This is a genomic window from Chryseobacterium sp. HNCC26DJ238 (assembly GCF_057180465.1).
The window spans coordinates 60,093-85,433 of the sequence record NZ_JBXUGI010000010.1 but is presented as its reverse complement, the minus strand read 5'-3'; the positions used below and the strand labels follow the sequence as shown (position 1 = coordinate 85,433).

General features: G+C 40.0%; 22 protein-coding genes. 7 read left to right on the top strand and 15 right to left on the bottom strand.

Annotated elements, in window-relative coordinates:
- The first annotated feature begins 1,123 nt into the window (after positions 1-1,123).
- Positions 1,124-1,582, top strand: a complete 459-nt coding sequence (locus AC2A07_RS11110) for a helix-turn-helix domain-containing protein (RefSeq protein ID WP_484050452.1) — start codon at positions 1,124-1,126, stop codon at positions 1,580-1,582.
- Positions 1,583-2,488: 906 nt separating this feature from the next.
- Here AC2A07_RS11110 and AC2A07_RS11105 read toward each other — a convergent pair.
- Positions 2,489-2,932, bottom strand: a complete 444-nt coding sequence (locus AC2A07_RS11105) for a ferritin-like domain-containing protein (protein WP_484050451.1) — start codon at positions 2,930-2,932, stop codon at positions 2,489-2,491.
- A gap of 230 nt (positions 2,933-3,162) precedes the next feature.
- Between AC2A07_RS11105 and AC2A07_RS11100 the strand changes: the two genes are divergently transcribed.
- Both AC2A07_RS11100 and AC2A07_RS11095 read left to right on the top strand, forming a co-directional pair.
- Positions 3,163-3,849 carry a DUF421 domain-containing protein gene (locus AC2A07_RS11100; protein WP_484050450.1) on the top strand — a complete coding sequence of 229 codons (687 nt, stop codon included), beginning with the start codon at positions 3,163-3,165 and terminating at the stop codon, positions 3,847-3,849.
- 142 nt (positions 3,850-3,991) lie between these two features.
- A complete protein-coding gene (locus AC2A07_RS11095; protein ID WP_484050449.1) occupies positions 3,992-5,713 on the top strand; it encodes an FAD/NAD(P)-binding protein in 1,722 nt (573 codons plus the stop codon).
- 16 nt (positions 5,714-5,729) lie between these two features.
- On the opposite strand, the gene AC2A07_RS11090 is transcribed toward AC2A07_RS11095, so the two are convergent.
- Positions 5,730-6,326: a Crp/Fnr family transcriptional regulator gene (locus AC2A07_RS11090; protein WP_484050448.1), complete on the bottom strand. Its 597-nt coding sequence runs from the start codon at positions 6,324-6,326 to the stop codon at positions 5,730-5,732.
- Positions 6,327-6,705: 379 nt separating this feature from the next.
- Between AC2A07_RS11090 and AC2A07_RS11085 the strand changes: the two genes are divergently transcribed.
- The 4 genes from AC2A07_RS11085 (at position 6,706) to AC2A07_RS11070 (ending at position 12,381) form a co-directional block, all read left to right on the top strand.
- Positions 6,706-7,302 carry a Crp/Fnr family transcriptional regulator gene (locus tag AC2A07_RS11085; protein WP_314498798.1) on the top strand — a complete coding sequence of 199 codons (597 nt, stop codon included), beginning with the start codon at positions 6,706-6,708 and terminating at the stop codon, positions 7,300-7,302.
- Between the two features lie 127 nt (positions 7,303-7,429).
- Positions 7,430-7,837 carry a hypothetical protein gene (locus tag AC2A07_RS11080; RefSeq protein WP_484050447.1) on the top strand — a complete coding sequence of 136 codons (408 nt, stop codon included), beginning with the start codon at positions 7,430-7,432 and terminating at the stop codon, positions 7,835-7,837.
- 1,959 nt (positions 7,838-9,796) lie between these two features.
- Positions 9,797-11,062 carry an FAD-dependent oxidoreductase gene (locus tag AC2A07_RS11075; protein WP_314498802.1) on the top strand — a complete coding sequence of 422 codons (1,266 nt, stop codon included), beginning with the start codon at positions 9,797-9,799 and terminating at the stop codon, positions 11,060-11,062.
- Between the two features lie 143 nt (positions 11,063-11,205).
- On the top strand, positions 11,206-12,381 hold the full coding sequence (locus AC2A07_RS11070) for a cysteine desulfurase family protein (RefSeq protein ID WP_484050446.1): 1,176 nt from the start codon (positions 11,206-11,208) through the stop codon (positions 12,379-12,381).
- 190 nt (positions 12,382-12,571) lie between these two features.
- On the opposite strand, the gene AC2A07_RS11065 is transcribed toward AC2A07_RS11070, so the two are convergent.
- The 13 genes from AC2A07_RS11065 to AC2A07_RS11005 form a co-directional block, all read right to left on the bottom strand.
- A complete protein-coding gene (locus tag AC2A07_RS11065) occupies positions 12,572-14,809 on the bottom strand; it encodes a xanthine dehydrogenase family protein molybdopterin-binding subunit (RefSeq protein ID WP_484050445.1) in 2,238 nt (745 codons plus the stop codon).
- 30 nt (positions 14,810-14,839) lie between these two features.
- Entirely contained in the window at positions 14,840-15,859 is a 1,020-nt protein-coding gene (locus AC2A07_RS11060; RefSeq protein WP_484050444.1) for an FAD binding domain-containing protein, read from the bottom strand.
- Positions 15,852-16,337: a (2Fe-2S)-binding protein gene (locus AC2A07_RS11055; RefSeq protein WP_484050443.1), complete on the bottom strand. Its 486-nt coding sequence runs from the start codon at positions 16,335-16,337 to the stop codon at positions 15,852-15,854. The genes AC2A07_RS11060 and AC2A07_RS11055 overlap by 8 nt, the downstream gene beginning before the upstream one ends.
- A gap of 1,147 nt (positions 16,338-17,484) precedes the next feature.
- A complete protein-coding gene (gene moaCB, locus AC2A07_RS11050) occupies positions 17,485-18,393 on the bottom strand; it encodes a bifunctional molybdenum cofactor biosynthesis protein MoaC/MoaB (protein ID WP_484050442.1) in 909 nt (302 codons plus the stop codon).
- Between the two features lies 1 nt (position 18,394).
- A complete protein-coding gene (locus tag AC2A07_RS11045; RefSeq protein ID WP_484050441.1) occupies positions 18,395-18,835 on the bottom strand; it encodes a molybdenum cofactor biosynthesis protein MoaE in 441 nt (146 codons plus the stop codon).
- Positions 18,832-19,941 (bottom strand): molybdopterin-synthase adenylyltransferase MoeB, encoded by a 1,110-nt coding sequence (gene moeB, locus AC2A07_RS11040; RefSeq protein ID WP_484050440.1) that lies wholly within the window; start codon positions 19,939-19,941, stop codon positions 18,832-18,834. The genes AC2A07_RS11045 and moeB overlap by 4 nt, the downstream gene beginning before the upstream one ends.
- Before the next feature lie 2 nt (positions 19,942-19,943).
- Positions 19,944-20,171 carry a MoaD/ThiS family protein gene (locus AC2A07_RS11035; protein ID WP_484050439.1) on the bottom strand — a complete coding sequence of 76 codons (228 nt, stop codon included), beginning with the start codon at positions 20,169-20,171 and terminating at the stop codon, positions 19,944-19,946.
- Between the two features lie 6 nt (positions 20,172-20,177).
- The gene (locus AC2A07_RS11030) at positions 20,178-20,675 is read right to left on the bottom strand and encodes a molybdopterin-binding protein (protein WP_484050438.1); all 498 of its coding nucleotides are present in this window, start codon (positions 20,673-20,675) and stop codon (positions 20,178-20,180) included.
- Between the two features lies 1 nt (position 20,676).
- Positions 20,677-21,411, bottom strand: a complete 735-nt coding sequence (locus AC2A07_RS11025) for a sulfite exporter TauE/SafE family protein (protein WP_484050437.1) — start codon at positions 21,409-21,411, stop codon at positions 20,677-20,679.
- Positions 21,412-21,443: 32 nt separating this feature from the next.
- A complete protein-coding gene (locus AC2A07_RS11020) occupies positions 21,444-22,622 on the bottom strand; it encodes a molybdopterin molybdotransferase MoeA (protein ID WP_484050436.1) in 1,179 nt (392 codons plus the stop codon).
- Positions 22,623-22,624: 2 nt separating this feature from the next.
- The gene (locus AC2A07_RS11015; protein ID WP_484050435.1) at positions 22,625-23,206 is read right to left on the bottom strand and encodes a nucleotidyltransferase family protein; all 582 of its coding nucleotides are present in this window, start codon (positions 23,204-23,206) and stop codon (positions 22,625-22,627) included.
- Positions 23,206-24,186 (bottom strand): GTP 3',8-cyclase MoaA, encoded by a 981-nt coding sequence (moaA, locus tag AC2A07_RS11010; RefSeq protein WP_484050434.1) that lies wholly within the window; start codon positions 24,184-24,186, stop codon positions 23,206-23,208. The genes AC2A07_RS11015 and moaA overlap by 1 nt, the downstream gene beginning before the upstream one ends.
- A gap of 24 nt (positions 24,187-24,210) precedes the next feature.
- Positions 24,211-25,311, bottom strand: a complete 1,101-nt coding sequence (locus AC2A07_RS11005; RefSeq protein WP_484050433.1) for an XdhC family protein — start codon at positions 25,309-25,311, stop codon at positions 24,211-24,213.
- Positions 25,312-25,341: the final 30 nt, after the last annotated feature.

Sequence of the window (25,341 nt, the reverse complement as noted above, 5' to 3'; positions counted from 1 at the left end):
TCTTGATGATTGAAAGTTTTTGCTACAGTGAAAACTCCGTCGGTTCGAGTGTTTTTCGCAGCGAAGCGGAGAAAAACATATAAAGAACCCGTGAACCGCACACAAAATTTGTCTTTAAAACAAAAACTTCTCAATACGATTTTTTCAAAACCTTCTCGAAGTGGCGCCCTTTTAACTCAAACCCATGTCGCCTCGTCAGTTCGAGCTCCGTCAGTTCGAGTGTTTTTCGCAGCGAAGCGAAGAAAAATGTATCGAGAACCCGTGAACTACTTACAAATTTGAATCACAAACTTCTCGATACGGTTTTTGCAAAACCTACTCGAAGTGACGCCTTTTCTACACTAAACTAAAGTCACTTCGTCAGTTCGAGTGTTTTTCGCAGCAAAGCGGAGAAAAATGTATCAAGAACCCGTGAACCACGGACAGCCTTTGAATCACAAACTTCTTGATACGGTTTTTGCAAAACCTACTCGAAGTGACGCCCTATTTACACGAAACAAGATCGCACCGTCAGTTCGAGCACCGTCAGTTCGAGTGTTTTTTGCAGCGAAGCGGAGAAAAATGTATCGAGAACCCGTGAACTACTGACAACCATTGAATCACAAGCTTATCAATACGTTTTTTTTCAAAACCTACTCCAAATGACGGGTAGAATCATTGTCTTTCATCGTTAAGTTTACGCCTTTGTTTATCTTAAAAGCGGAAAGCTGTTGAAAAAAACTCTGTCTAGCCTTGCGTTAAAATTTATGTTGAGATTCTTTCAGAATGACAAACTGTACGGTAATTTTAATGTAACTGAAAGATTGAATTTTCACCTTGTCTTTCATGGTTAAGTTTACGCCTTTGTTTATCTTAAAAGCGGAAAGCTGTTGAAAAAAACTTTGTCTAGCCTTGCGTTAATCTCGAATAATTAAAACGTTTCACCGTTGCTGAGTAGAACGCCCTTGAGAACGAAAAATATTTTCAGGATGGTAAAAAAACTTTGCGACCGTAGCGTTAAAAACCCTCCAAAACAACACCCTAAAAAAGTTTACATTAGGATTTTTACCCGATAATTTTTAACTTTACTTTTCGTACAGTTATCAGAATGGCTGTATCTTTATCACTCGGAAAAAATAAATACATGGAACACAAAGTACATCAGGGACGGAACGTCAAAAGATTCAGGGAAATGCTGGGAATTAAACAGGAAGCTTTAGCATTTGACCTTGGTGAAGATTGGAACCAAAGGAAAGTCTCCCTTCTCGAACAAAAAGAAATGATTGACAATTCTTTGCTCCAAAAAATCTCTGAAGTTCTTAAAATACCTGTAGAAGCTTTTCAGAATTTTAATGACCAACAAGCCATTAGTATTATTACCAATACCTTCAATGATGATACTACAGTGGGAGACGATTCCACTATAGGAAATGAGTCAGGAAAGGATTTGGTAATAGGTGATGAATCAGTTGTAGGAAGTACTGCTGAAAATATAAAATGCACATTTAACCCAATCGATAAAATAGTTGAGCTGTATGAGCGTATGCTTTTACAGCAAAAAGAGATGGCTGATAAACTTGAAAACATTATTAAGGATAAGTAGGAATCCTACAGAAGTATTAAAATTATACTAATCATCTTGCCTTTGCTGAGTGAAACGCCTTAGCGAACGGAAAATATTTTCAGGATCGTCAAAAAACTTTGCGATGTTGTTTACGTTAAAAATCCCAAACAATTTTCAAAATATTGGTAAATCAAACTTCTCGATACGGTTTTTTCAAAACCTACTCGAAGTGACGCTTGTCTACCCGAACCAAAGTCGTTCCCTCAGTTCGAACTCCGTCAGTTCGAGTATTTTTCGCAGCGAAGCGGAGAAAAATGTATCGAGAACCCGTGAACCGCATACAAAATTTGTCTTTAAAACAAAAACTTCTCGATACGATTTTTTCAAAACCTACTCGACGTGACGTCCTGTCTACCCGAACCAAAGTCGTTCCCTCAGTTCGAGCTCCGTCAGTTCGAGTGTTTTTCGAAGCGAAGCGGAGAAAAATGTATCGAGAACCCGTAAACCGCACAAAATTTGTCTTTAAAACAAAAACTTCTCGATACGGTTTTTTACAAAACCTACTCGAAGTGACGTCCTATTTATACGAAACAAGATCGCACCGTCAGTTCGAATGTTTTTTGCAGCGAAGCGGAGAAAAATGTATCGAGAACCCGTGAATTACTTACAAATTTGAATCACAAACTTCTCGATATAGTTTTTTACAAAACCTATTCGAAGTGACGAGTAACATCCTCTTTTGCGTATAAACCATCCCGTCAAAAATTCTGACGAATTTTCGCCAACCCCTCCATATGAAGGGAATTTTAATACTTGATTTTTAGGACATCATTACACTTTTTATGTTAACCTATAGGAATAAGTCAAATAAAATAATCCTGAAAGACAAGCCTTCAGGATTATAATATGATAAATAAAGAACAAATTAGCTATTCATTTTTTTATTTATTTCTCTAAACTGTGGAATTTTGCATAAGAAGACTTCAGCTGTTCAAGTTGATCTGCAACAACAACTGTACTTTGAGGGCACAGTTTATCACTTTGTAATGCCTCTTGGTAAGCTGCAATAGCTGATTTTTCACCAAATACTACATTTTCCAATGTCGCTTCAGGGTTATCCCCGCTGAAAGCATTTTTTACGTCGATCCATGTTCTGTGAATTGCCCCTGCTGTTGATGAAGTATCATCCGGTTCACCACCTCTTTCTGTGATTAATCCGATCAAATCTGCTCTCATTTCCTGAGATTCTCTGACCATCTGATCATAATCACTTTTCAGAGGAGAATGGGTTTCCCACACTTTGTCCTCCACTTTACTGAACCCTTCGATTCTGTCATTGGTAATGTTTAATAAATCGTTTAAAACTGAAACTGTTTTAGTACTGTCCATAATAATATGTTTTAAGTTAGTGTATCCTTGTCTTTGCAACAGCCGTACCATTACAGCTGATGAAACCATAATTTATTCTTAATTCTGTTTAAAAAGAAAAATATCTTTTTAAGATTAAAATACAACCAGTGTCAAACCATTTTTATGTCAATGGCTGGAATTTTGTAATCAGTTTTGTTTCTCAACAGACACTCACCTATCTGTAAAATCACTGATTAAATTAAAATATTATGAATTTGGACTGGAATAAAATATTTATCGGCGACCTTGATTTCAGCTTTGCCCTGGAAATTGTGATCCGTACCCTTATTATGTTCAGTATGGTTTTACTGGTCTTACGGCTTTCCGGAAAAAAAGGGGTCCGTCAGCTTTCTCTATTCGAAGTGGCTATTATTATTGCATTAGGTTCTGCGGCAGGCGACCCGATGTTCAACCAGGATGCGCCTTTACTTCCTTCAATTATTGTTTTTGCAGCCATTATTATGCTGTACCGTTCAATTACTTATTTTGCAATCAAGAGTGAAAAGTTCGAAAACATCATTGAAGGGGAACCTATTTATGTCATCGAAAACGGCAACTTCGTATTGGGTGTGAAAAAAGACCATACGTTTGCCAAGGACGAGTTCTTTTCGGAAATGCGACAGGAATCTATAGAACATATCGGACAGGTAAAGACAGCTATCCTCGAAACGACAGGTAATATAAGTTTTTATTATTATGAAAATGATCAGGTCAGTTACGGATTACCAATCCTTCCGAAACGTTATAAAGAAAAGATTAATCGTATCATTACAAAAGATATTTATGCCTGTACCTACTGTGCCCATACCGAAGCATTGGAACCGGGAGAACACACCTGTACAAGATGCGACCATGGGGAATGGGTAAAAGCCATCAATACAACAAGACTGACATAAGACCATATCTGTTCAAATCTCCTCTTTCAGATGACTTATTATCTCACGCTGTGATCGAAATCATAAAAAATTATTTATTTTATGAATATGCAGTAAAATTTAGGTACAGCTTTTGAGATAAATGAGATCAATTATATTTACCATGTCAGATATCGACTCAAAAACTATTGCACTAATCGGCGGAGGTCCTGCCGCTTTATTTTTCCTGAAACATCTGGTCTCAAAAAAGATCAGGCCTACCTCCGTCATCATTTTCGAAAAAAACGAAAATCTGGGTATGGGTATGCCCTACGGACCTTCAGGATCCGGTAAAGAGCATGTAGCCAATGTTTCAGCCAATGAAATTCCTGAACTTTATAATGATATTGAAGAGTTTATCAGTCATCATACTATAGAAGGTTTTGAAGAATACTTTACTGCAGGTAAAATTAACAGAGATCAGGTGATTCCGAGACTTGTACTGGGAAAATATCTTGAAAATCAATTCAATACATATATTAAACTTGCCAGAAAAGCAGGCATTGATGTCATAATTAACACAAATACAGCGGTTGAAGATATTAAAGCAGATCATGGTCATTCATATTCAGTCATAACAGCTTCTGGAAACAGGCACCATGCAGATATCATAGTATTGTGCACCGGGCATCACTGGACTCAGTCTTTCGAAGGAAAGCATAAAGGCTGGTATGATTCACCTTATCCTCCTTCAAAATTCAGCACTCCTACCAATCATCCTGTCGCAGTAAAAGGGGCATCACTTACTGCAGTGGATATTATCAGAACCTTATCGCGTCTCAACGGATCTTTTACAAAGAATCATCATGGTGAGGTGCGGTATACCCTTCATCCGCAATCAGAAAATTTTAAAATTGACCTTTATTCGCTAAGCGGTCTTTTGCCTGCACTCAGGTTTCATTCAGAAGATGAAGCCTACTCCACCCAATGGAAAATGACAATTAAAGAGATTTATAATTATAAAAAGGATCACGGTGGATTTGTAGACCTGGATTATGTATTTGAAAAAAATTTCAAACTGGTCGTTCAGAAAAGAGATCCTCAGTTTTATGATAAGATCAAAGACCTCAGTATTGAACAATTTGTAGAAAAGATGATGAAACTCCGCAGGGAACTGGACAGTTTCGAACTCTTCAAAGCTGAATATGCTGAGGCCGAAAAGTCAATAAGAAGACATCAGTCCATCACCTGGAAAGAAGCCCTGACATCATTCAGTTATGCAATGAATTATCCTGCAAAACATTTTTCTGCAGAAGATATGCTGAGACTTACGACTACCCTCATGCCCCTGATTTCCATTATCATTGCAGCACTTCCCCAGTCATCATACAGGGAAATAATCGCCCTGTATGATGCGGGGGTAATCAATCTCTACAATGTTGATAAAAAAAGTACGGTGGAGCCTTACGCTGAGCAGGGAGCAGTTTACCGATATAAGGATGACGCAGGTAAGTCTCAGGAATATACCTATGAGATGTACGTTGATGCCACAGGTCAGCGTGCCATGAATTTCAACGATCTTCCTTTTGAAGGGTTGAAACAGCAGGGAGCCGTAAGCACCGGCTATCTTAGTTTTAAAAACCCTGAAGAAGCAGTCCAGCTGCAGCAGGAAGGTAATACGATGGTCAAAGCCGGAGAAAATAATCATTATTATCTGCAGGTAAAAGGCCTGAGCATCAATGATAATTTCCAGTCACTTGATTCTTACGGAAATGTCAGAGAAAAACTGTATATCATGTCGGTCGCCTACATCGGAGGACTCAACCCTGACTATTCAGGTCTTGATTTCTGTGATACCGCTGCAGAAACAATTACTGAATCCCTGCTCAATCCCATCTATGCATGATCGCCAGAAAAAAAACTTAGTAAAAGATTTTTCTGTTACTGATTTTCAGAAGTTTCTCTTTCTCCATTTTTTTTATGATCCTGATAACTGTTTCAACCCTCAAACCCGTCAGCGAAGCCATTTCCTGACGGGTGTATGGAACCTGATAGTCATATGGACACGTCTTTTTATGGTATGATTTTAGGCAATCCATTAGACCGATAATCTTCTGAGCGGGGTCTGATGTTGTAATGAGATTCATCATTATGTAACGGTAACGCATACGCTCTGCGGTGTAATGGTACATTTTTTTCAGGATACCGGAATCACTGTCAATCAGTTCAAAAAATTTTGACCGGATGACCCTGATAATTTTACTTTCTTTCATGGCCACTGCATTGACAGGGTAAGGTGATTCAGAAAACAGAAATGTTTCTCCTACACAATGACCCGAAGATGGCAGACTGTGGATAAATTCCTTACCATCCTGCTGGTAATTATTGATCTTGACCTCTCCGCTCAGGATCTGAAAATAAAATTTCGGGGTTTCAAGTTCTCTGAATATAAAATCATTTTTACTGAAATGTAACAGCTCTCCTCCGTAATGAAAGAGTAATTCTTCACTGACTAACATTGATCGAATATATCTCTGGTTCTTAATTAAAAAATAAAGTATTGCACGTTGCGGTGCAATACAATGGATTGATCTCACATCTATGAGATTGATGTGAGATTCAAAGGTAGTTGAAGAAGGGAATGGGATGCTATGATCAGGATCATATGAAGTGAAATATTCTATCAAAAAATAGATTTTTAACCCGCTGAATTGGTATACATTTGGTATATAACATTTTTAATTAAGGACGGTAATATATTTTATAATACATAAATCTTAGACTGGAATTTAGCACCTTATTTAATAGCAATAATGCCTGAAAAATTCCGAAACATCATTAAAATTTCAAAATTATCATATTAATCAGATAAATAACCAAGACTCACATTACAAAACTATGTTAATTGACAGTAAATTACTTATAGAATACGGAGCTACAGAAGATACTTTTTCACCATCAGAAATCATTTTCACAGAAGGCAGTAAGCCGAGATGCTATTATCAGCTGACTTCAGGACGTGTAAAACTGAATCATATAGATGAAAACGGAAAAGAATTTATCCAAACAATTCTGACCACCGGACAGAGTGTATGCGAACTGATGCTTTTCATCGATGAATCTTATCCGGTCAATGCAATATCGCTTACTCCTTCCACTGCATTAAAAATCAAAAAAGAAAATTTTTTCAGACTGCTGGATGACCATCATCAGATTTCTCTTGATATCAACAAATTTTTAGCGGAAAGGCTCTATCAGAAATTCCTGATGCTTCAGAATAATTCATCTCTCGATCCTGAGGTGAGGCTCATCGGAGTTCTCAATTATTTAAAAAGCTTCAATGAAGATAAAACGCCCCATTCGTTTGAAATTTTACTGACCCGTCAGGAGCTTGCTTCGCTGACCGGACTTAGAGTAGAAACAGTGATCCGTACCGTCAAAAAAATGGAGGGAAAGAATATCCTCAAAATTGAAAACAGAAGAATCCGTTTTTAATTTTAAAATGTTTTCAGATACAAAAAAATCAAAATTATAAAAAATGGTATTGGTCTCAATTTTGAAAGACTATATCTGTTTAATTCAGTGAATGCACATCAACTCACCACTATAAAAATATATTATTATGTATAAGAAAATTTTAGCAGGTCTCGGCGGCGCAATTGCCCTGAATATCTTACACGAGACCATCAGAAAAAACTTTGACAACGTACCCCACATTAACGAACTGGGTGAAGAAGCACTGTTAAAGATGACAGATCACACTCCTCTTAATATTACAGGAGAAAACAGTCTTTATGCTGCAACATTGGCAGGTGATATCATCAGTAACGGATTTTATTATGCTACTACTGCCACCAATCATAATTTTACATCTGGTTTGCTGGCAGGTGTAGGAGCTATTGCCCTTCCCAATAAAATGGGTTTAGATGATACCCCTGTAGCAGAAAATAATAAAAAGAAGATTATGACAGTTGGATATTATGTCTTCGGAGCTTGGGTTACAAAACTTATTTATGATAAGATTAAATAAAATTTCTTTATTTGTCTTGTATTTGCTTTCAGATTTATAGTAGAAAACATATCTGTAACAGCCTCGCTAAATTAAGCGAGGTTGTTTGTTATTGTTCTATTTAAAAATTTTAAATGCTCATTTGATGCTATCTATTTTCTATACCTGTTTTATTATTTGGTATTAAAATAAAAATTTGTGTCGGAAAATAACAGAATCAATTTAAATAGTAAAACAGACTCAATTTTTAACGCACAGTTCGTCTTTGATTTCATCGAATCTTCGATTTCCGGAGGAATCTAAACCTAGAGAATACTAGCTTATCATTAATTGCAGAGTTTAATTTTCTTAACGCAAAGTTTTATTATGCAAACTGCTTAGTTTTAAGGAGCAAAGAGGGGCGGCAAAGCCGCTGATGAAGATAGCTTTATAAAAATTAATTTTATTGATTTCATTTCTTTGCTCCTTTAATGATGCGGTCTTTAGGTAAAACTTTGCGTTGAAAAATAACAGAAGCAATTTAAATAGTAAACAGACTCAACTATCAGCGCACAGTTTGTCTTTCCGGAGGAATCTAAACCAATCAAATACTGGCTTATAATTATTTTTTTAACGCAAAGTTTTATTATACATGCTGCTTAGTTTTAAGGAGCAAAGGATGGCGGCAAAGCCGCTGATGAAGCTAGCTTTATAAGAATCAATTTTATTGATTTTATTTCTTTGCTCCTTTAATGATGCGGTATTTAAGTAAAACTTTGCGTTAAAAATTAACAGAATCAACTTGTAATTAAATTTCAAGTATCCACTGAACAGACCTACTGTCAGCGCACAGTTTGTCTTTCCGGAGGAATCTAAACCTAGAGAATACTAGCTTATCATTAATTGCAGAGTTTAATTTTCTTAACGCAAAGTTTTATTATGCAAGCTGCTAAGTTTTAAGGAGCAAAGAGGGGCGGCAAAGCCGCTGATGAAGCTTGCTTTATAAAAATCAATTTCATTGATTTCATTTCTTTGCTCCTTTAATAATGCGTCATTTAAATAAAACTTTGCGTTAGAAAATAACAGAATCAATTTATAGAGTAAGGTTTTTACGCACTGCTTATCATTGATTATTTCCAATGAATCTAACTTTATTAAAAATTTGCTGTTGAGATTCCTCCGAAATGACGGAGAGGCTGTCGGAACTATTGAATGAAAACCTGTAATTTATTTTCAAGTATCAACTGAACAGACCTACTTTCAGCGCACAGTTTGTCTTCCGGAGGAATCTAAACCCAGTAAATCCTGGCTCATAAGTAATTGCAGAATTTAATTTTCTTAACGCAAAGTTTTATCATAAAATCCGCTGAGTTTTAAGGAGCAAAGAAGGGCGGCAAAGCCGCTGATGAAGCTCGCTTTATAAGAATCAATTTTATTGATTCAATTTCTTTGCTCATTTAATGATGCGTTATTTAAATAAAACTTTGCGTTAGAAAATAACAGAATCAATTTATAGAATAAGGTTTTACGCAACGCTAATCACTGACTAATTTATGACGAATCTAACTTTATTAAAATTCGCTGTTGAGATTCCTCCGAAATGACATAGAGGCTGTCAGAATTATTAAAATGAAAACCTGTAATTTATTTTCAAGTATCCACTGAACAGACCTACTGTCAGCGCACAGTTTGTCTTTCCGGAAGAATCTAAACCCAGTAAATCCTGGCTCATAAGTAATTGCAGAGTTTAATTTTCTTAACGCAAAGTTTTATTATGCAGACTGCTTTAGTTTTAAGGAGCAAAGAAGGGCGGCATAGCCGCTGATGAAGCTAGCTTTATAAACTCAATTATTTCTTATTTTAAAAAAACTTTGCTTTTTTAAAAACGACAGGCTGAAATATTTATTTCCCTTAAAAAAAGTTTGCCTGACAGATTATGATCTCCCTTTATTTTGGTCTTATTGTTGAAGAGATAACAGCATCCAATGGAATGTTCTTATTATGAAAAAACATATTATTATCGTGGGTGGCGGATTTGCCGGTATTCATCTAATCCAGTCTCTAAAAAATGACACCCGCTTCAAAATCACTTTAGTCGACAAAAATAATTATCATTTCTTTCCGCCGCTCATTTACCAGGTGGCAACTTCATTCATTCAGGCATCCAATATCAGTTATCCTTTCAGAAAAATGACTGCCGAATATAAAAATGTGCATTTTCATATGGGAAGTCTTGTCAAAGTAGACCCTGAAAAGAAAATAATCGAAACCGATACCGGTGACCTCAGCTACGATTACCTGGTGTTGGGACTGGGAACCGAGTCCAACTTTTTCGGGATGGAAAATGTACAGCGATGCGGTCTTCCCATGAAAAGTATTGAAGAAGCCCTTTATCTCCGAAACCACATGCTTCTGAACCTTGAGGAAGCGGCACGGAATAAGGATCTTAAAACGGCCCAGCGACTTCAGAATGTGGTGATCGCAGGCGGCGGACCTACAGGAGTTGAATTGGCGGGGATGCTTGCAGAAATGGGAAAATATATTGCAGAAAAAGAATATCCTGAAATCAAACTGGGTCTTTCTAATATTTACCTCATTGATGCCCTACCTACTCTGCTGTCCCCTATGAGTAAAATGGCACAGGAAACGGCGTACAATAAACTGAAAAGTTTAGGAGTGAAGATCATTCTGAATGTATCGGTCAAAGATTATCTTGATAAAAAAGTAATTCTTTCTGATGGCAGTTCTATCGATACCGAAACCCTGATCTGGACTTCAGGTGTGATCGGCCGGGAAGTAAAAGGCTTACCTGCGGAAAGTATCGGCAGAGGACGGAGAATAATGGTGGATGCTTTTAACAAAGTGAATGGAGTGAATGACATCTATGCGCTCGGAGACATAAGCCTTCAGCTCAGTGACCCGAATTTTCCAAAAGGTCATCCGCAGCTGGCGCAGGTTGCTATTCAGCATGGTAAAAATCTTGGAGCCAATTTTAAGAAAATGCAAAATTCCGGAGAACTCAAAGCGTTTACCTACAATGATAAGGGAAGCATGGCGATTATCTCAAAGTTCAATGCGGTAGTCGATCTGCCTAAGTTTTCCTTCAACGGATTTTTTGCGTGGCTTACCTGGCTGTTTATTCATGTTATTCCGTTGGTCAGTTTCCGAAGCAAGATCAGGTTAGCACTGGACTGGTTTAGATTATTCATAACCAATAACCCTTCGATCCGTCTTATTTTACTTCCAAAAAGGAATACAGATAAGTAGGATTTCTTCTGTCATCTAATAAAATCAGCTGAGGTTCACTGCATTTTTTATAGTAGAAAATAAATTCGGTAATTTTACTGTGGCTCGCAGAGAAAGTCCTGTACTCTCATATTTTCGTTGTCAGCATCTTTCAGTCAAACAATATGGGGGATCTAAAAAAACTCAATTCATCATCAATCAACATGTCAGAAAATCAAAAAATTTACCTGGACCATAACGCAACTACAAGAACCGATGACCGGGTCGTCCGTGCGATGCTCCCCTACTTTACCGATCTGTTTGAAAATCCGGGAAGCAGCCACCTGGCAGGATTAACCGTCAGTGAGGGGGTAGATGATGCTCTCTGGAATATGGCAGAACTGATCGGTGCGCATCCACAAGAACTGATCATCACCTCAGGTGCAACAGAAGCCATTAATCTCGCTCTGCGCGGAGTGATTAATCAAAACAGAAAACATATCATCACTTCCGTTACCGAACATCGGGCCGTTCTGGATACCTGTATGGCACTTGAAAAGAATGGATATGAAATAACATATCTTGATGTTGACAGCAATGGAGATATCAGGATAGAAGATTTAAAACAGTCGGTTTCACAAAAAACTCTGATGGTCTGCCTGATGATGGTCAATAACGAAACAGGTACTTTGAATGATATCAGCACCATCGGAAAGATTGTCCACGAATCGGGTGCTCTGATGATGAGCGATGCCACTCAGGCGGTTGGAAAAACAGAGGTCGATGTAAAGGAGTTAAACATTGACCTGATGCCGTTTTCAGCCCATAAATTTTACGGTCCCAAAGGAGTGGGCGCACTTTATATATCTAAAAATTCCAAAATTCGGTTAGATCCACAGATTACCGGTGGAGGTCAGCAGGGAAATATGAGAAGCGGAACCCTGAATGTTCCGGGTATAATTGGCTTAGGCACTGCCTGCACAATTGCCAGGGAAGAGATGATTTCCGACCGGAACAGAATTAATCAACTTCGTGACTGGCTTGAGAAAGAACTTTTAAAAATTGAAAACACTGCTGTTAACGGAAATCCTTTCAACCGGGTTTTTAATACTTCAAACATCTGTTTCAAAGGAGTCAACGCTGAGCAGATGATCATCGGACTGCAGAATATTTCCGTATCGAACGGTTCGGCATGTTCTGCGGTGACAAATACTCCTTCACATGTGCTGAAAGCGATAGGATTATCTGACGAAGATGCATTAAGCTCGATCCGCTTTAGCCTGGGAAAATTAACCACTTCTGAAGAAATTGATCTTACTGTTGAGAAAGTAACGGAACTTGTTCAACGGCTTAGAATATAAGAAACAGTAAGTACAGTCTTTTTTATATTAAAATTTGATCAGACATACTAAATTTGCATTTCATCACTTTGTATCATTTTTAAAAATAAACCCCTCCAGCGATTGAACTACGGAAGGGTTTAAAACATACAGAAGGCTGTCCGCAAAGCACGGCCAGCCTCTCAACATTTACTTATATAAAAAAAGACTGTTACAGCAGTTGATCAAAATGAATCGGAAGATCATAAATCCTTTTACCAGTGGCATGGAAAATAGCATTGGTAATTGCAGGAGGCATTCCTACTCCACCGATTTCACCTACTCCTTTAACCCCGAGATCATTCACAAACTGATCATTTTCCTCTACAAACAGTACCTTCAGATCATGGATGTCAGCATGTACCGGAATATGGTATTCCCCTAAATTGGCATTCATATATCTTCCGAGTTCATGGTCAAGAATCGTTTCTTCGTGAAGCGCTTTGCTGATCCCCCAGATCATTCCTCCGAGCACCTGGCTTTCTGCTGTTTTAGGATTGATTATTTTTCCTGCAGCTACTGCAGTAACGGCTCTTTTAACTTCGATGATCCCCAATTCCTCATCTACTTCCACTTCTACAAAAACAGCACTGTGTACCGCTCTCGCTTTTTTACCGTAGGTTAAAGGATTCGGCATGGCTGAATTGGTCGTTTTGACAGACTTGTCTCCGTTTGCATTAAAAATTTCACTGACAGGAACTTTAATCTCAGGATTGTTTTTAAGCATAATAAAATTATTACTGAACATCACATCTTTCATTTTATACTCACTGAAAACAGAATCTTTCATGCCTTTTGCAATTTTAAACAGTTTTTTGTTGAGTGCCTGGCAGGCATTCTGCACTGCAGGCCCTACGGTTGCGGTGGTAAATGATCCTCCCTGAATGGGAGCAAAAGGCATCTTACTGTCTGCATAGGAAAATGTAATATCTTCCATAGGAAGTCCGAGTTCATCAGCAGCGATCTGTGTCATGATCGTCAGTGTTCCAGTTCCGATATCGGTTACGGCACTTTTTATTTCGACTTTTCCGTCAGGGGTCATTATAGCTTCTGCACGTCCGAAAAGGCGGTTCGCATCCCACATTCCGGTAGCCATACCATATCCTACAAATTTATTACCCCGTTTCATGCTCCGGGGTTCAGGATTTCTCTGATCCCAGCCGAATTTTTCCGCTCCCTGGAGATAACAGTTCCTGAGTTCTTTACTCGAAAACTCTTTATCGCTGCTCTTATCCGTTTCAGAATAATTGATCAGCCTCAATTCAACCGGATCAATATTCAGCTGATGAGCAATTTCATCCATCGTTACCTCAACCGCATGCATTCCCGTGCTTCCGCCCGGCGCACGCATATCCAGTGGACTGTATACATCGAGCGGGACGATTTCGTGTTCCAGCAGCGTATTTTCTGCCGGATACAGCATATTAGCCCAATTGACTACTATTTCCACATAATCTTCAAACTGTGAAGTTTCGCCTGTAGCTTTGTGATAGATCGCATTTACTTTTCCGTTTTTGTCAGCACCGAACTTCGTATGCTGCAGGGTCGGCGGCCTGTGACCGATCATGTACATCTGTGCACGGTCAAGGGTCACCCGTACATTTCTTTTAAGTGCCAGCGATGCCATGACCGCCATAAATAACTGATGCTGAGGACGTAAACCTGAACCAAAACCTCCTCCCACAAAGGGAGCTATGATCTGAACATTCTTCATTTTAAGCCCGAAAACATTGGCAACATACATCTGGGAATTAATCGTTCCCTGTGTTTTATCGTAGATTTTCAGTTTATCCTTTCCTTCGTAGATCACGGTCGATGCATACATTTCCATAGGATTGTGGTGCTCTGTTCCGTGACCGAAGTGACTTTCCATCTGCACAAATGAGTTTGCATATTCTTTTTCAAAATCCCCCGTGGGTTTGGGCGGCGGCGGTTTCAGCATCGAAGCCAGTCCCTTTTTAGGATCTCTCGCCTTTTCAAGATTGGATTTCAGGTCAGTTTCAAAGGATTCTTTTTCGTAAACGATGTCCAGTTTTGTAGCGGCGTACCGAGCCATTTCAAAAGTTTCTGCTACTATGAGAGCGACAGGTTGCCCGTTGTAACGGATCTCATTATCTTTCAACGGCTTAAAAACCGTTCCCGGAGGAGCATCCATATCGGCATACTGAAAATCAAACCAAGCAGTGGACGGTCTGTTATCAGGGGTAAAAACTTCAATAACGCCTTCTAATTTTTTTATTTCTGATGTATCAATTGCTTTTATTTTTCCTTTTGTAATGCTGCTGTTGACAACATATCCGTACAGTAAATCAGGGGCATCATATTCTCCTGCATATTTTGCACTTCCGGTTACTTTAAGCTCTCCTTCAAGGCGACTGACCGCAGTTCCGACAGATGGTATATTTTTCATAAATTTTTAGTTAGAATTAAATAATACGATTTATAATGACGGTTTTGCTCCCGGCCGTTGTGATGAGGGATCAAGTGCCATCATACCATTTCTGACGATCGCTTTTTTTGCCAGACCAATCTTAAAATCATTGTAGCCGAAGCCCTGTGCGCCATTCAGAATGATATCTGCTGCTGCACCGAAGCTTTCAGCATCAGGTTTTTTACCTTTCATCAAGTCTTCCGCTTCCTGTATTCTCCAAGGTTTGTGAGAAACCCCTCCCAGAGCAATATGACATTCTTTAATCAGTCCGTTTTCCAGTTGGAGACCCGTGGCTACAGAGATCAGTGCAAATGAATATGAACTTCTGTCTCTCAGTTTCAGATAAGAATAATTTTCAGCAAATCCAATTTCAGGAAGATCGATTCCGGTGATTACTTCTCCTTTTTTCAGATTATTGTCCAGCTCCGGTGTATTTCCCGGAAGCCTGTGAAAATCGGCAAAGGCAAGTGTACGGTCTCCATCCGGTCCGGAAATGTTCACAACGGCATTTAGAGCTGCCAGTGCTACACACATATCAGAAGGAAAGACGGCAATACAGTTTTCACTGTGTCCGAGGATTGCATGAATACGGTTGTATCCTTTCATGGCCGAACATCCTGTGCCAGGTTCCCGTTTGTTGCACGGCGTATGGACGTCATAAAAATAATAGCATCTGGTCCGTTGCAGCAAATTCCCTCCATTCGTTGCCATATTTCTGATCTGAGCCGATGCTCCTGCTAAAATAGCTTTGGATAATAAAGGATATTTTTCTTCAATAACAGGATGGTAAGCGGTTTCTGAATTTCTCATCAGAGCACCGATTCTGATTCCTCCCTCTGACAAATGAGTAATCTCACTGAGTTGAGGGATGGCATTGATATCGACTAATGCATCTGCTTCAGTAACGAAGTATTTCATCAGGTCAATGATATTGGTTCCTCCTGCAATGATTTTATTGTCTTCAGCTCCTTTGGTCAACGCAACAGCATCTGCGATATTCCCTGCTTTGGTATAGGTAAAATTATTCATAAGATCCCAGTTGTTTCACTGCCATGACAGCGTTAATAATTCCTCTGTTTGCCCCGCACCGGCAAAGATTTCCGCTCATGGCATCCTGGACTTCCTCCCGGGTATTTGCTTTTCCTTCAGACAGCATTCCTACAGCACTGCAGATCTGTCCCGGCGTACAGTATCCGCACTGGAAAGCATCATGCTCAATAAAAGCTTTCTGTACCGGATGAAGATTTCCGTTCTCTGCAATTCCTTCAATGGTGGTAATCTCGGTGCCTTCTCTCATCACTGCTAAAGATAAACAGCTCAGGGTTCGTTTCCCATCCACCAAAACAGTACAGGCGCCACACTGTCCGTGATCACATCCTTTTTTTGTTCCGGTAAGATGTATTTTTTCCCGTAAAGCATCCAGAAGGGACACCCAGGGTAAGACTTCAAGATGATGGTCCGTACCATTCACTCTGAGGGTAATCGATTGTTTTTCACTACTTGCCATAATTCAGTAATTTGGTATGACGGAAGTATAACAAATAGAGCACCGTTATGATAGAAGGAAATAAGATGTGGTATTGTTTCCGGCTTATTTATAATCGTACTAATTAGCACATTGATGATCATCAACATTATTATGGTTATCAAAGAACACTTTACCTTTAATACCTAAGTTCTGGAGAATGTTAGAATTTCGGTCTATCTCGAATTTTCGATACGGTTTTTTTCTAAAAACCTACTAGAAGTAACGACTTGTTTACACGAACCAAAGTCATTCCTTTAGTTCGAGCTCCGTCAGTTCGAGTGTTTTTTGCAGCAAAGCGGAGAAAAATGTATCGAGAACCCGTGAACCGCACACAAAATTTGTCTTTAAAACAAAAACTTCTCGATACGGTTTTTTACAAAACCTACTCGAAGTGACGACCTCTTTACACGTACCAAAGTTGCTTTGTCAGTTCGAGCACCGTCAGTTCGAGTGTTTTTCGCAGCGAAGCGGAGAAAAATGTATCGAGAACCAGTGAACCGCGCACAAAATTTGTATTTAAAACAAAAACTTCTCGATACGGTTTTCCAAAACCCTTTTCTATCATCGCTAAGTTTACGCCATTGTTTATCTTAAAAGCATAAAGTTATTTAATAAATTTTGTCTTGCCTTGCGTTAAAATTCTATGTTGAGATTCTTTCAGAATGACAAACGTTGTGGTTATTTTAATATGACTGAAAGATGGGTTTTTCTCTTTGTCTTTCATTGATAAGTCTACGGCTTTGTTTATCTTAAAAGCATAAAGCTCGTAGAAAAACTTTGTCTTGCCTTGCGTTAAAATTTATGTTACTAAAGAACTTCACCGTTGCTGAGTAGAATGCCTTTGCGAACGAAAACATTTTCAGGATATTAAATGAAATTCCTTGCGATCGTAGTGTTAAAAACTTTACACAATTTTCAAAATTCCGATGTAAATAAAAAACTTCTCAATACGGTTTTTGCAAAACCTACTCGAAGTGACGGATATATATTGCATTTTTACGTATAAAACCACCCGTCAAAAATTCTGACGAATTTTCTGCACCCCTCCAAAGGATGGGATATTTATCCACTGATTTTTACCACATTACAGCAATTTCTTCCACCGATAGCAGAATTTTTCAAGTGCTTAATGGATAGGATTGTTATCAAGCTGAAAAACGTGCAGGATCTGCGGAAAAAGAGCTTCCATTGATTCTTCCACGGCTTTTTTGGAGCCCGGTAAAGTTAATACAAGCGTCTGTCCGGCAAATCCGGCTACTCCCCTCGAAAGCATCGCCGTTTTTATTCTCTGCTGACCGTAATTTCTTGCCGTTTCCATAATTCCGGGAATCGCGCGGTCGATCAGAGGAGATACTGCCTCGGGCGTGACATCACGTGCCGAAAGACCGGTTCCGCCAGTAAATATAACAAGATCAAAATTATTTTCACGATAGTTTTTAAGCACAGACTGGATGGTGTCAATATCATCGGGAATCACCTGGTATTCGGAATCCATGATCCTGTATTTCTCAAGCGAAGCAACAATGGCCTTTCCTGAAGTATCTTCCTTTTCTTTTCTGAAAATGCGGTCTGAGCAGACTACCACCGCAGACTTCAGTGTACGGTCAAGATATTTACGGTCGCCGGATTTTCCGCCGTGCTTTTCCAACAGCCTGATATTCCGGATCTCAACATCTTTGTCAATCGGTTTAAGCATATCATACATTACCAATGCCGCTACAGAAGCTCCGTGCATGGCTTCCACCTCCACGCCGGTTTTATAAACGGTGTGAACTTCAACAGAAATAATTACAGAAAGATCTTCTATTCTGAAGGTTACCGAAGTATATTCCACAGGCAGCGGATGGCAGTCGGGAATCACATCACTGGTTTTTTTAACGGCAAATAATGCCGAGGCACGGGAAAATTCAAAAATATCCCCTTTCGGAACTTTACGCTGTTCTATCGCTGCGATTGTTTCAAGAGAAGAGGTCTGTACTGTTGCCGTTGCAACTGCTTTACGAAGTGTGGACGATTTGTGGGTAATGTCAACCATATTATTTATTTACTTTCCACTGATGGGATTCATCATTAAAAATTTCTTTTCCCCAGATCTGGAGTTCTGATTTTATGCGCTCCACAATCTCACTGCAGGCTTCAATTGCTATAGTTCTGTGCCTGGAAGAGGTGAAAACAAAGAGACAAATCTCTCCGGAATTTACAGTGCCGAGGCTGTGATGAACGTGCATACAGGTAAGGTCATATTTCAAAAAAATTTCTTCTCTGATGGTATGCATCTGCTCAAGGACCATTTCTTCATACGCTGTATATTCAATGGCTTTGACGGTTTTACCCTCTATCAGGTCTTCCCGAATCTGACCGAGAAAGATACTGTGGGCACCAATGTCTTTTTTGGAGGCATGCTTGGCTATGCTTTCCGAGATAAACAGAGGACTGACCGGTCCTTCCATAAAAATATTCTTTATTGATCTGCTCATTTTTTTCTTTCCTGTAATGCTGTTATTCCACCTTTTAGATGACTTATATTTTCTGAAGCTCTAAAATATTCTATCAAAATCTCCGCCGCTTTCAGACTTCTTTTACCGCTCTGACAAAATAAAAGGATTTGTTCACCCCTGATTTCCGATATTCTTTCCTTCAGTTCCGAAAGCGGAATCTGAATATGCGGAAAATCAGCAGCAGGGAGTTCTCCGGTTTCTCTGACATCCACTGTAGTGGTAGTCAGTTCTGAATTTTTTGTAATGAACTCATCGCAATTCAATTCGCGGATGACTGTACCGGGAACACCGCAGAAAAAACTGTAATTCATTTTTTCGAATGATTCACGGTCTGCCGGGATCTCCTTAATCTCCGAATCATCACTTAAAATATCCATGACTAATATCTGATAGGTAAGCATATTAAAAGTCAGCAGCTTACCAGCCAACACTTCACCTATTCCTGTAACCAGTTTGATAACCTCACTGGCCTGCATGATACCGATCATCCCTGGAAGAACACCTAAAACTCCTACCTCATTACAGTCCTGAACTTCGTCCGGTTCCGGCGGATTGGGAAAAAGATTTCTGTAATTGACCGGATCAGTGCCTTTGTAATGAACATTGAATACAGATACCTGTCCTTCATATTTATAAATGGCAGCAAATACTAAAGGTTTCCCCAAAAGAACACAGGCATCATTGATCAGATACCGTGAAGTAAAATTATCGGTACAATCGACAACGACATCATAATCTGAAATAAGATTCCATGCATTTTTTGCGGTCAGTTCTACTGCATAGGTATTCACCGTAATTTCAGGATTCAGTTTCTGAAGCTTTTGAGAAGCTGTTCCAGCTTTAGGGCTTCCGATATCACCGGTCGTAAAGAGGATCTGTCGCTGAAGGTTGCTTAATGAAACCTGGTCATGATCTACAATTCCCAGGGTTCCGATCCCAGCTGCTGCGAGATACTGTAGAACGGGACATCCTAAGCCACCGGCACCGATAACCAGTACTTTAGCTCCGGACAGCTTCTGCTGACCTTCAGGTCCAAAATCTGAAAGGCTGTAATGCCTTGCGTATCTTTCGTTGTATTTTTCCATATTTACCCTCCTGAATAAGGCGGCATCAGGGCTACCACATCATCTTGCTGTAAGGTGATATTTCCCTGAACCAGTTTTTTATTGACCGCAAAAATAAATTTTCGTTCTGCAAGCTCGGGAAATTTTTCAATTAAGCCGGTTCTGAGTGAAAACAGATCTGAACTTTCAAACGTTAACTCTTTCCCCGTAATCTCAGAAATCTGTCCGAATGCGATGATTTTTATTTCCATAACGGCTTATTTAACCTGTTGAACGGTTATTTTTGACATATTTTTGACATAACGGCGTCCGGTTGCTCTGTCCGTCGGGGTGACCAACATGATATTTTCTTTCATTGTTCCAGCAGGAGAACCATTCATCTCAGTTATAAGAAGTGCCTGGTCTCCATTGGCACTGTTAAAAATTTCATTCCATGAGAACACCACTTTATAACCGTCTTCGGCGATGCATACGATGTAAAATTCGCTCAACAGCTTGGGAGATGAGGTTTTAAATTCTGCTTTCTCAAGAACATCTTTAAGTGAAACCCCACTGATTTTCCTGAGAGTACTTTTATAATCCATCTTATGGTTGTAGATCACGAGACTGTCCACCGTATACTTTTTGTAATTTTTAAGATCATCATAACGGATTGTTACAGGATGTACAATAGCGCCCGTAACCGCAATGGATTGGGTGGTCTGTGCACTTAGTGTGACACCGAACAGTACAATAAAAAATGAAAGGATTTTCATACTATGCTTTTGTAAATAATAATTTGTAAGATGCCATCAGCAAGACAGTTGCCAATACATATTTTAAGATATTCTGATTGAATTTTTTTGACCCAAGATAAGCACCTAGCAGTCCGCCGGTAAAGGCTACAATAATAAACATCATCATATTGGAGGTGAAGGAAATTCCTTGTGTAATCATTCCGCCCAGACCTGCTATGGAGTTAACGAAGATAAATGCAGCACTGATCGCAGCGGTCTGCTTCTGGTTGGTCCAATGAAGTAACAGTAAAATGGGGGAAAGGATAATTCCTCCACCAATCCCGATCATTCCGGAGAGAAGGCCTACCACTCCACCTGTAATCACAGCGATGACCGTATTATGAGATTTGAGTTCACTGTCATCCACGTTCTTAAAAAAGAAAAAACGGATCACAGGAAACAATAAAAGGATGCCAAGGATGCGTTTGTAGATATTTTCTTCTACGGTGATCATACCTCCGATAAATGCCAGTGGAATCGAAGCTGCAGCAATGGGGATAAATAGTTTCTTTGAAAAATATCCTCCCCTGTAATACTGGATAAAAGAGGTAAGAGAAACAAAAAGGTTAAGCACAAGTGCCGTCGGTTTCATTTCTTCAGGAGCAACACCGTACAAAGCCATCAGAGCCAGGTATCCGCTGGCACCGCCGTGACCTACGGCGGCGTAAAGAAAGGCAACAAAAAACAGGATAACATAAAATAATTCTACAGACATATCTTGATAGAGTTGAGTTTTTTAACAGTGATTTAAACGGGAAGAAGATGTATGGTTACCATGTCGTCTGCTTTGCAGCCGGAAGATTCTTCGGGGAGTACGATGAAACAGTTTGCCTGGGCAAAGGAGTGCAGACGGAACGATTCCTGTGCATGAAGCGGGGTTACTTTTCCGTTGCTGTAAAAAGCCTTTAAAAAGTGGGTGAGCCCTGTTGCTTTTGGATAATCGTGGGTTAAAGTAGCGTGCATTTCCTGAATTCCGTGCGATAATCCCATGGCTTTCTCAAGTGACGGTAAAACATACTCGTAAAAACAGGTAAGCGAAGAGGAAGGATTTCCGGGAAGTCCGAAAATAAGCTGATCCCCTTTTGTTCCGAAAAAAAGAGGTTTTCCCGGTTTTTGCCTGATCCTATGAAATTTCTCCTGAACCCCGCAGGATTGCGCAACAGAGGTGACAAAATCATAGTCTCCTACGCTGACACCTCCATTCAGTAAGACAACATCGTTTTTTTCGAGGGCTTTCTCAAGAACTTTTTTCAGCTTTTCGGGATGATCATCAGCTCTGAAAGTTTCAATATCTTTAATTCCTATCTGATGCAATACTGCCTTCAGCTGGAATGAGTTGGCTTCATAAACCTGTCCAAATTCCAACGGAACTCCGGGCTGCTGCAATTCGTTTCCTGTAAGAATAACTGCAACTTTGGGAGGGGTATAGACAGAAACTTCCACACATCCTATTCCAGCCAGAAAACCGATGGCGGCTGGGGAAAGATACATATTCGCAGCCATGGCAACTTCTCCTTTTTTCACTTCTGCTCCTCTCGGACGGACATTGACTCTGTACTTCAGCTGATCATCTTCAGCAATAAGCAGTTCATTTTCGATGCGGATTTTTTCCTGCATGATCACCGTATCTGCATTTTCCGGAAGAGGGGCTCCGGTAAAGATTCTCGCAGCCTGACCTCTTTGGAGGATTAAAGGCTCTGAAGCTCCCGCAGCCATTTCTCCGGTAATTGTGAGAGGAATGTCTTTATCTGCAAATTGCAGGGCATACCCGTCCATGGAAGACTGGGCGAAATTCGGAATATCGGTACCGGCAGTCACGTCCTCTGAAGTAACCAGACCGAAGGCATCGGCAAGAGGCAATAGGCTGCTTTTGCCAGGCAGCGCCGCCTCAAGGATAATTTGTTTAGCTTCCTGTACAGAAATCATTTTCATTGGATCAGTCGTTCGTAATCTTCTATGGTATCAATATCAACAGCTCCCAGTTCAAAACTGATTTCGGCTGTATCTTCTCTGAAATGATGCAGTAATTTTTTAGCACCTTCCTGTCCGGAAAGACCGGAGAGGTATTTAAAATATTTTTCTGTAAAAAGAGCCGGAGTTCCCGAAGTCCCTGAATAGGCTGATGCCACAATGCCTTTCTGAGAACTTTCCTGTTCACTGATCAGTGCCCTGAATAAAGAGGCTTCAATGAACGGCTGGTCACAGACAGCAACAATACAGTTGGTCATCTCCGGAAATTTATTTAAAAGCCTTTTGAGCCCTATTCTGACAGAGGAACCCATTCCTTCGCCCCAATCTGGATTTTCCACGATGGAAATATTGAGGTCTTCAATTTCTTTTTTGATATGCCTGTGATCGGATCCTGTTACCACTGCTGTAAAAGGAGTGACTTCAAGTGCCTGTGCGGCTACATGCTGTAAGAGACTTTTTCCTTTAAATTTCAGCAGCTGTTTAGGCTGTCCGAGCCGGGAAGAATTCCCTGCGGCTAAAATAAGTATTGCTGTTTTCATTATCCTCCGATTGTAATCATGCTTCTGTTTTCTAACTTTGATGCATCGATGTCTTCAAAAACACCGCTGAACTGTCCACCTAAAGCTTTAGCCTTTGCCATCATTGTGGTTTCGATCAGGGGCAGGACTGCTTCGCCCCGGCGTAACGCTCCCAAAAGGTCTGTTTCATCTTTACTGAACAGACAGTTTTTCAGTTTCCCGTCTGCCGTAAGTCTCATTCGGTTACAGGTATCACAGAATGGCTGGCTCATGGTACTGATAACAGCAAATGATCCGGTATGTCCCTCAATCCTGTACCTGCTTGAGGTATCGTTAGGTTCAGGTTCAACGGGGATCACGTCGTATTCTGTACTGACCTTCATCAGGATCTCATGCAGGGTAAACACCTGGTTTCCAGTCCATTTATTTCCACTGAAAGGCATGAATTCAATAAAACGAACTTCTATATGGTGATCTTTTGTAAGCTCAATAAAATCAAGAATTTCATCATCATTCAGTCCTTTCATCACTACTACATTGATTTTCACGCGCATCCCGTGGCTGAGAAGAAGATTTATATTATTCCGGACCCTTTGAAACAGGTCTCTTCTCGTAATCTTAAAGAATTTTTCAGGCTTCAGGGTATCAAGGCTGATGTTAAAGGATTTGATATTGGCTTCCAGTAATTCTGTCAGCATCTCATCCACTCTGATTCCGTTGGTGGTGATAGCAAGTTCAACGTTCAGTTTTCCCAGCGATCTCAGAATTTTCGGCGCATCTTTTCTTACGAGAGGCTCGCCACCGGTAAGTCTTATTTTCCTGACCCCGTTCGCTACAAAAAGCTTAGCAATGGTTTCAATTTCATCGACCTGCATCAGTTTTGCCGCTGGCGCAAAGGCATATTTTTCTTCCGGCATGCAGTAAAAGCAACGCAGGTTACAGTTATCGGTCAATGAGATCCGCAGATAATCATGCACCCTTCCGAAAGTATCTTTAATCATTTTATTTATTCTGTGGCAAACGGGCTACCCATGGATCTTTTCCGTTTTATAGCGTAGAGAAATCCCTTTCCTGCTTTCCATAACGGCTTTTATTTCAGAAATGACAGACAGTGCAATTTCTTCAGATGTTTCTGCACCAATATCCAGACCAATCGGACCGTAGATCTTCTGAAGATCCTGATCCGTTACTGTTATCCCGTCTTCCTTGAGATCACTGAGCATCCTGTCCATTTTTGTTTTAGGTCCTAAAATCCCTATGTAAGGACTTTCACTCTGTAAAATGAGTTTCAGGACTTCTATATCGTATTGATAATTATGGGTCATCAGTACAAAATAGGTCCGGTCATCAATCATTACGTTTTCAAGCAGTTGTTCAGGTTTTCCAACAAACATATTTTTAGCTTCAGGAAACCTTCTCTGCGTTGCATGGGTTATTCTTCCATCACCGACCGTCACCTCCCAACCCAACAGATCAGCCATTTTCACAACGGGCTGTACATCATTTCCTGCCCCTGCAATCACCAGCGAAACCGGAGGCGCAATAAAGTGCAGCAAAACAGTCTGTCCGATATCCCCCTTTTCTACTTCCCTGATCTCTGTTGAACGGTTAAGAAAAACACTGCTCAACTGCTGCTGCAATGAGTATCTGTCCTGCTCCATTTGATCCCCGGAGCGATATACTGCAACGGTACCAATTTGTTCAGCATTTCTCTTCAGAGAAAACAGGGTGACCACTACAGCGTCAGTGCGCTGTTTTTCTACCTGTTTCAGTATTTCCACCGGATTACAGGGATCCTGATCATCAATATATTCAAAAAGAATATGTACAATTCCGTTACAGCCTAACTGCACACTGAATTCAAGAACACTTTCGTCACTTGTATCATAAGTAATCAGTTTTTTTTGTTTCTGATTGATTGCCAGAAGTGCTTTTCTTAAAGCATCCCCTTCCAGGCATCCTCCACTGATCGCTCCGGTCAGGATTCCGTCTTCATTAACCAGCATTCTTGCTCCCGGCTGACGGTAGGAGGATCCTTCTACCCTTACTACCGTTGCCAGGGCTGTTTTTTTACCTTCGGCAACTGCCTTCTTATAGGAATGTATTATTTTACCGGTTTCAGTCATAGCATATCTTTTATTAGCGAGTCAACGGTT

Bases quoted from the DNA above. Each gene is read 5' to 3' on its own strand.
- AC2A07_RS11110 (WP_484050452.1), top strand. From the start codon at position 1,124: ATGGAACACAAAGTACATCAGGGACGGAACGTCAAAAGATTCAGGGAA.
- AC2A07_RS11105 (WP_484050451.1), bottom strand. From the start codon at position 2,932: ATGGACAGTACTAAAACAGTTTCAGTTTTAAACGATTTATTAAACATT.
- AC2A07_RS11100 (WP_484050450.1), top strand. From the start codon at position 3,163: ATGAATTTGGACTGGAATAAAATATTTATCGGCGACCTTGATTTCAGC.
- AC2A07_RS11095 (WP_484050449.1), top strand. From the start codon at position 3,992: ATGTCAGATATCGACTCAAAAACTATTGCACTAATCGGCGGAGGTCCT.
- AC2A07_RS11090 (WP_484050448.1), bottom strand. From the start codon at position 6,326: ATGTTAGTCAGTGAAGAATTACTCTTTCATTACGGAGGAGAGCTGTTA.
- AC2A07_RS11085 (WP_314498798.1), top strand. From the start codon at position 6,706: ATGTTAATTGACAGTAAATTACTTATAGAATACGGAGCTACAGAAGAT.
- AC2A07_RS11080 (WP_484050447.1), top strand. From the start codon at position 7,430: ATGTATAAGAAAATTTTAGCAGGTCTCGGCGGCGCAATTGCCCTGAAT.
- AC2A07_RS11075 (WP_314498802.1), top strand. From the start codon at position 9,797: ATGAAAAAACATATTATTATCGTGGGTGGCGGATTTGCCGGTATTCAT.
- AC2A07_RS11070 (WP_484050446.1), top strand. From the start codon at position 11,206: ATGGGGGATCTAAAAAAACTCAATTCATCATCAATCAACATGTCAGAA.
- AC2A07_RS11065 (WP_484050445.1), bottom strand. From the start codon at position 14,809: ATGAAAAATATACCATCTGTCGGAACTGCGGTCAGTCGCCTTGAAGGA.
- AC2A07_RS11060 (WP_484050444.1), bottom strand. From the start codon at position 15,859: ATGAATAATTTTACCTATACCAAAGCAGGGAATATCGCAGATGCTGTT.
- AC2A07_RS11055 (WP_484050443.1), bottom strand. From the start codon at position 16,337: ATGGCAAGTAGTGAAAAACAATCGATTACCCTCAGAGTGAATGGTACG.
- moaCB (WP_484050442.1), bottom strand. From the start codon at position 18,393: ATGGTTGACATTACCCACAAATCGTCCACACTTCGTAAAGCAGTTGCA.
- AC2A07_RS11045 (WP_484050441.1), bottom strand. From the start codon at position 18,835: ATGAGCAGATCAATAAAGAATATTTTTATGGAAGGACCGGTCAGTCCT.
- moeB (WP_484050440.1), bottom strand. From the start codon at position 19,941: ATGGAAAAATACAACGAAAGATACGCAAGGCATTACAGCCTTTCAGAT.
- AC2A07_RS11035 (WP_484050439.1), bottom strand. From the start codon at position 20,171: ATGGAAATAAAAATCATCGCATTCGGACAGATTTCTGAGATTACGGGG.
- AC2A07_RS11030 (WP_484050438.1), bottom strand. From the start codon at position 20,675: ATGAAAATCCTTTCATTTTTTATTGTACTGTTCGGTGTCACACTAAGT.
- AC2A07_RS11025 (WP_484050437.1), bottom strand. From the start codon at position 21,411: ATGTCTGTAGAATTATTTTATGTTATCCTGTTTTTTGTTGCCTTTCTT.
- AC2A07_RS11020 (WP_484050436.1), bottom strand. From the start codon at position 22,622: ATGATTTCTGTACAGGAAGCTAAACAAATTATCCTTGAGGCGGCGCTG.
- AC2A07_RS11015 (WP_484050435.1), bottom strand. From the start codon at position 23,206: ATGAAAACAGCAATACTTATTTTAGCCGCAGGGAATTCTTCCCGGCTC.
- moaA (WP_484050434.1), bottom strand. From the start codon at position 24,186: ATGATTAAAGATACTTTCGGAAGGGTGCATGATTATCTGCGGATCTCA.
- AC2A07_RS11005 (WP_484050433.1), bottom strand. From the start codon at position 25,311: ATGACTGAAACCGGTAAAATAATACATTCCTATAAGAAGGCAGTTGCC.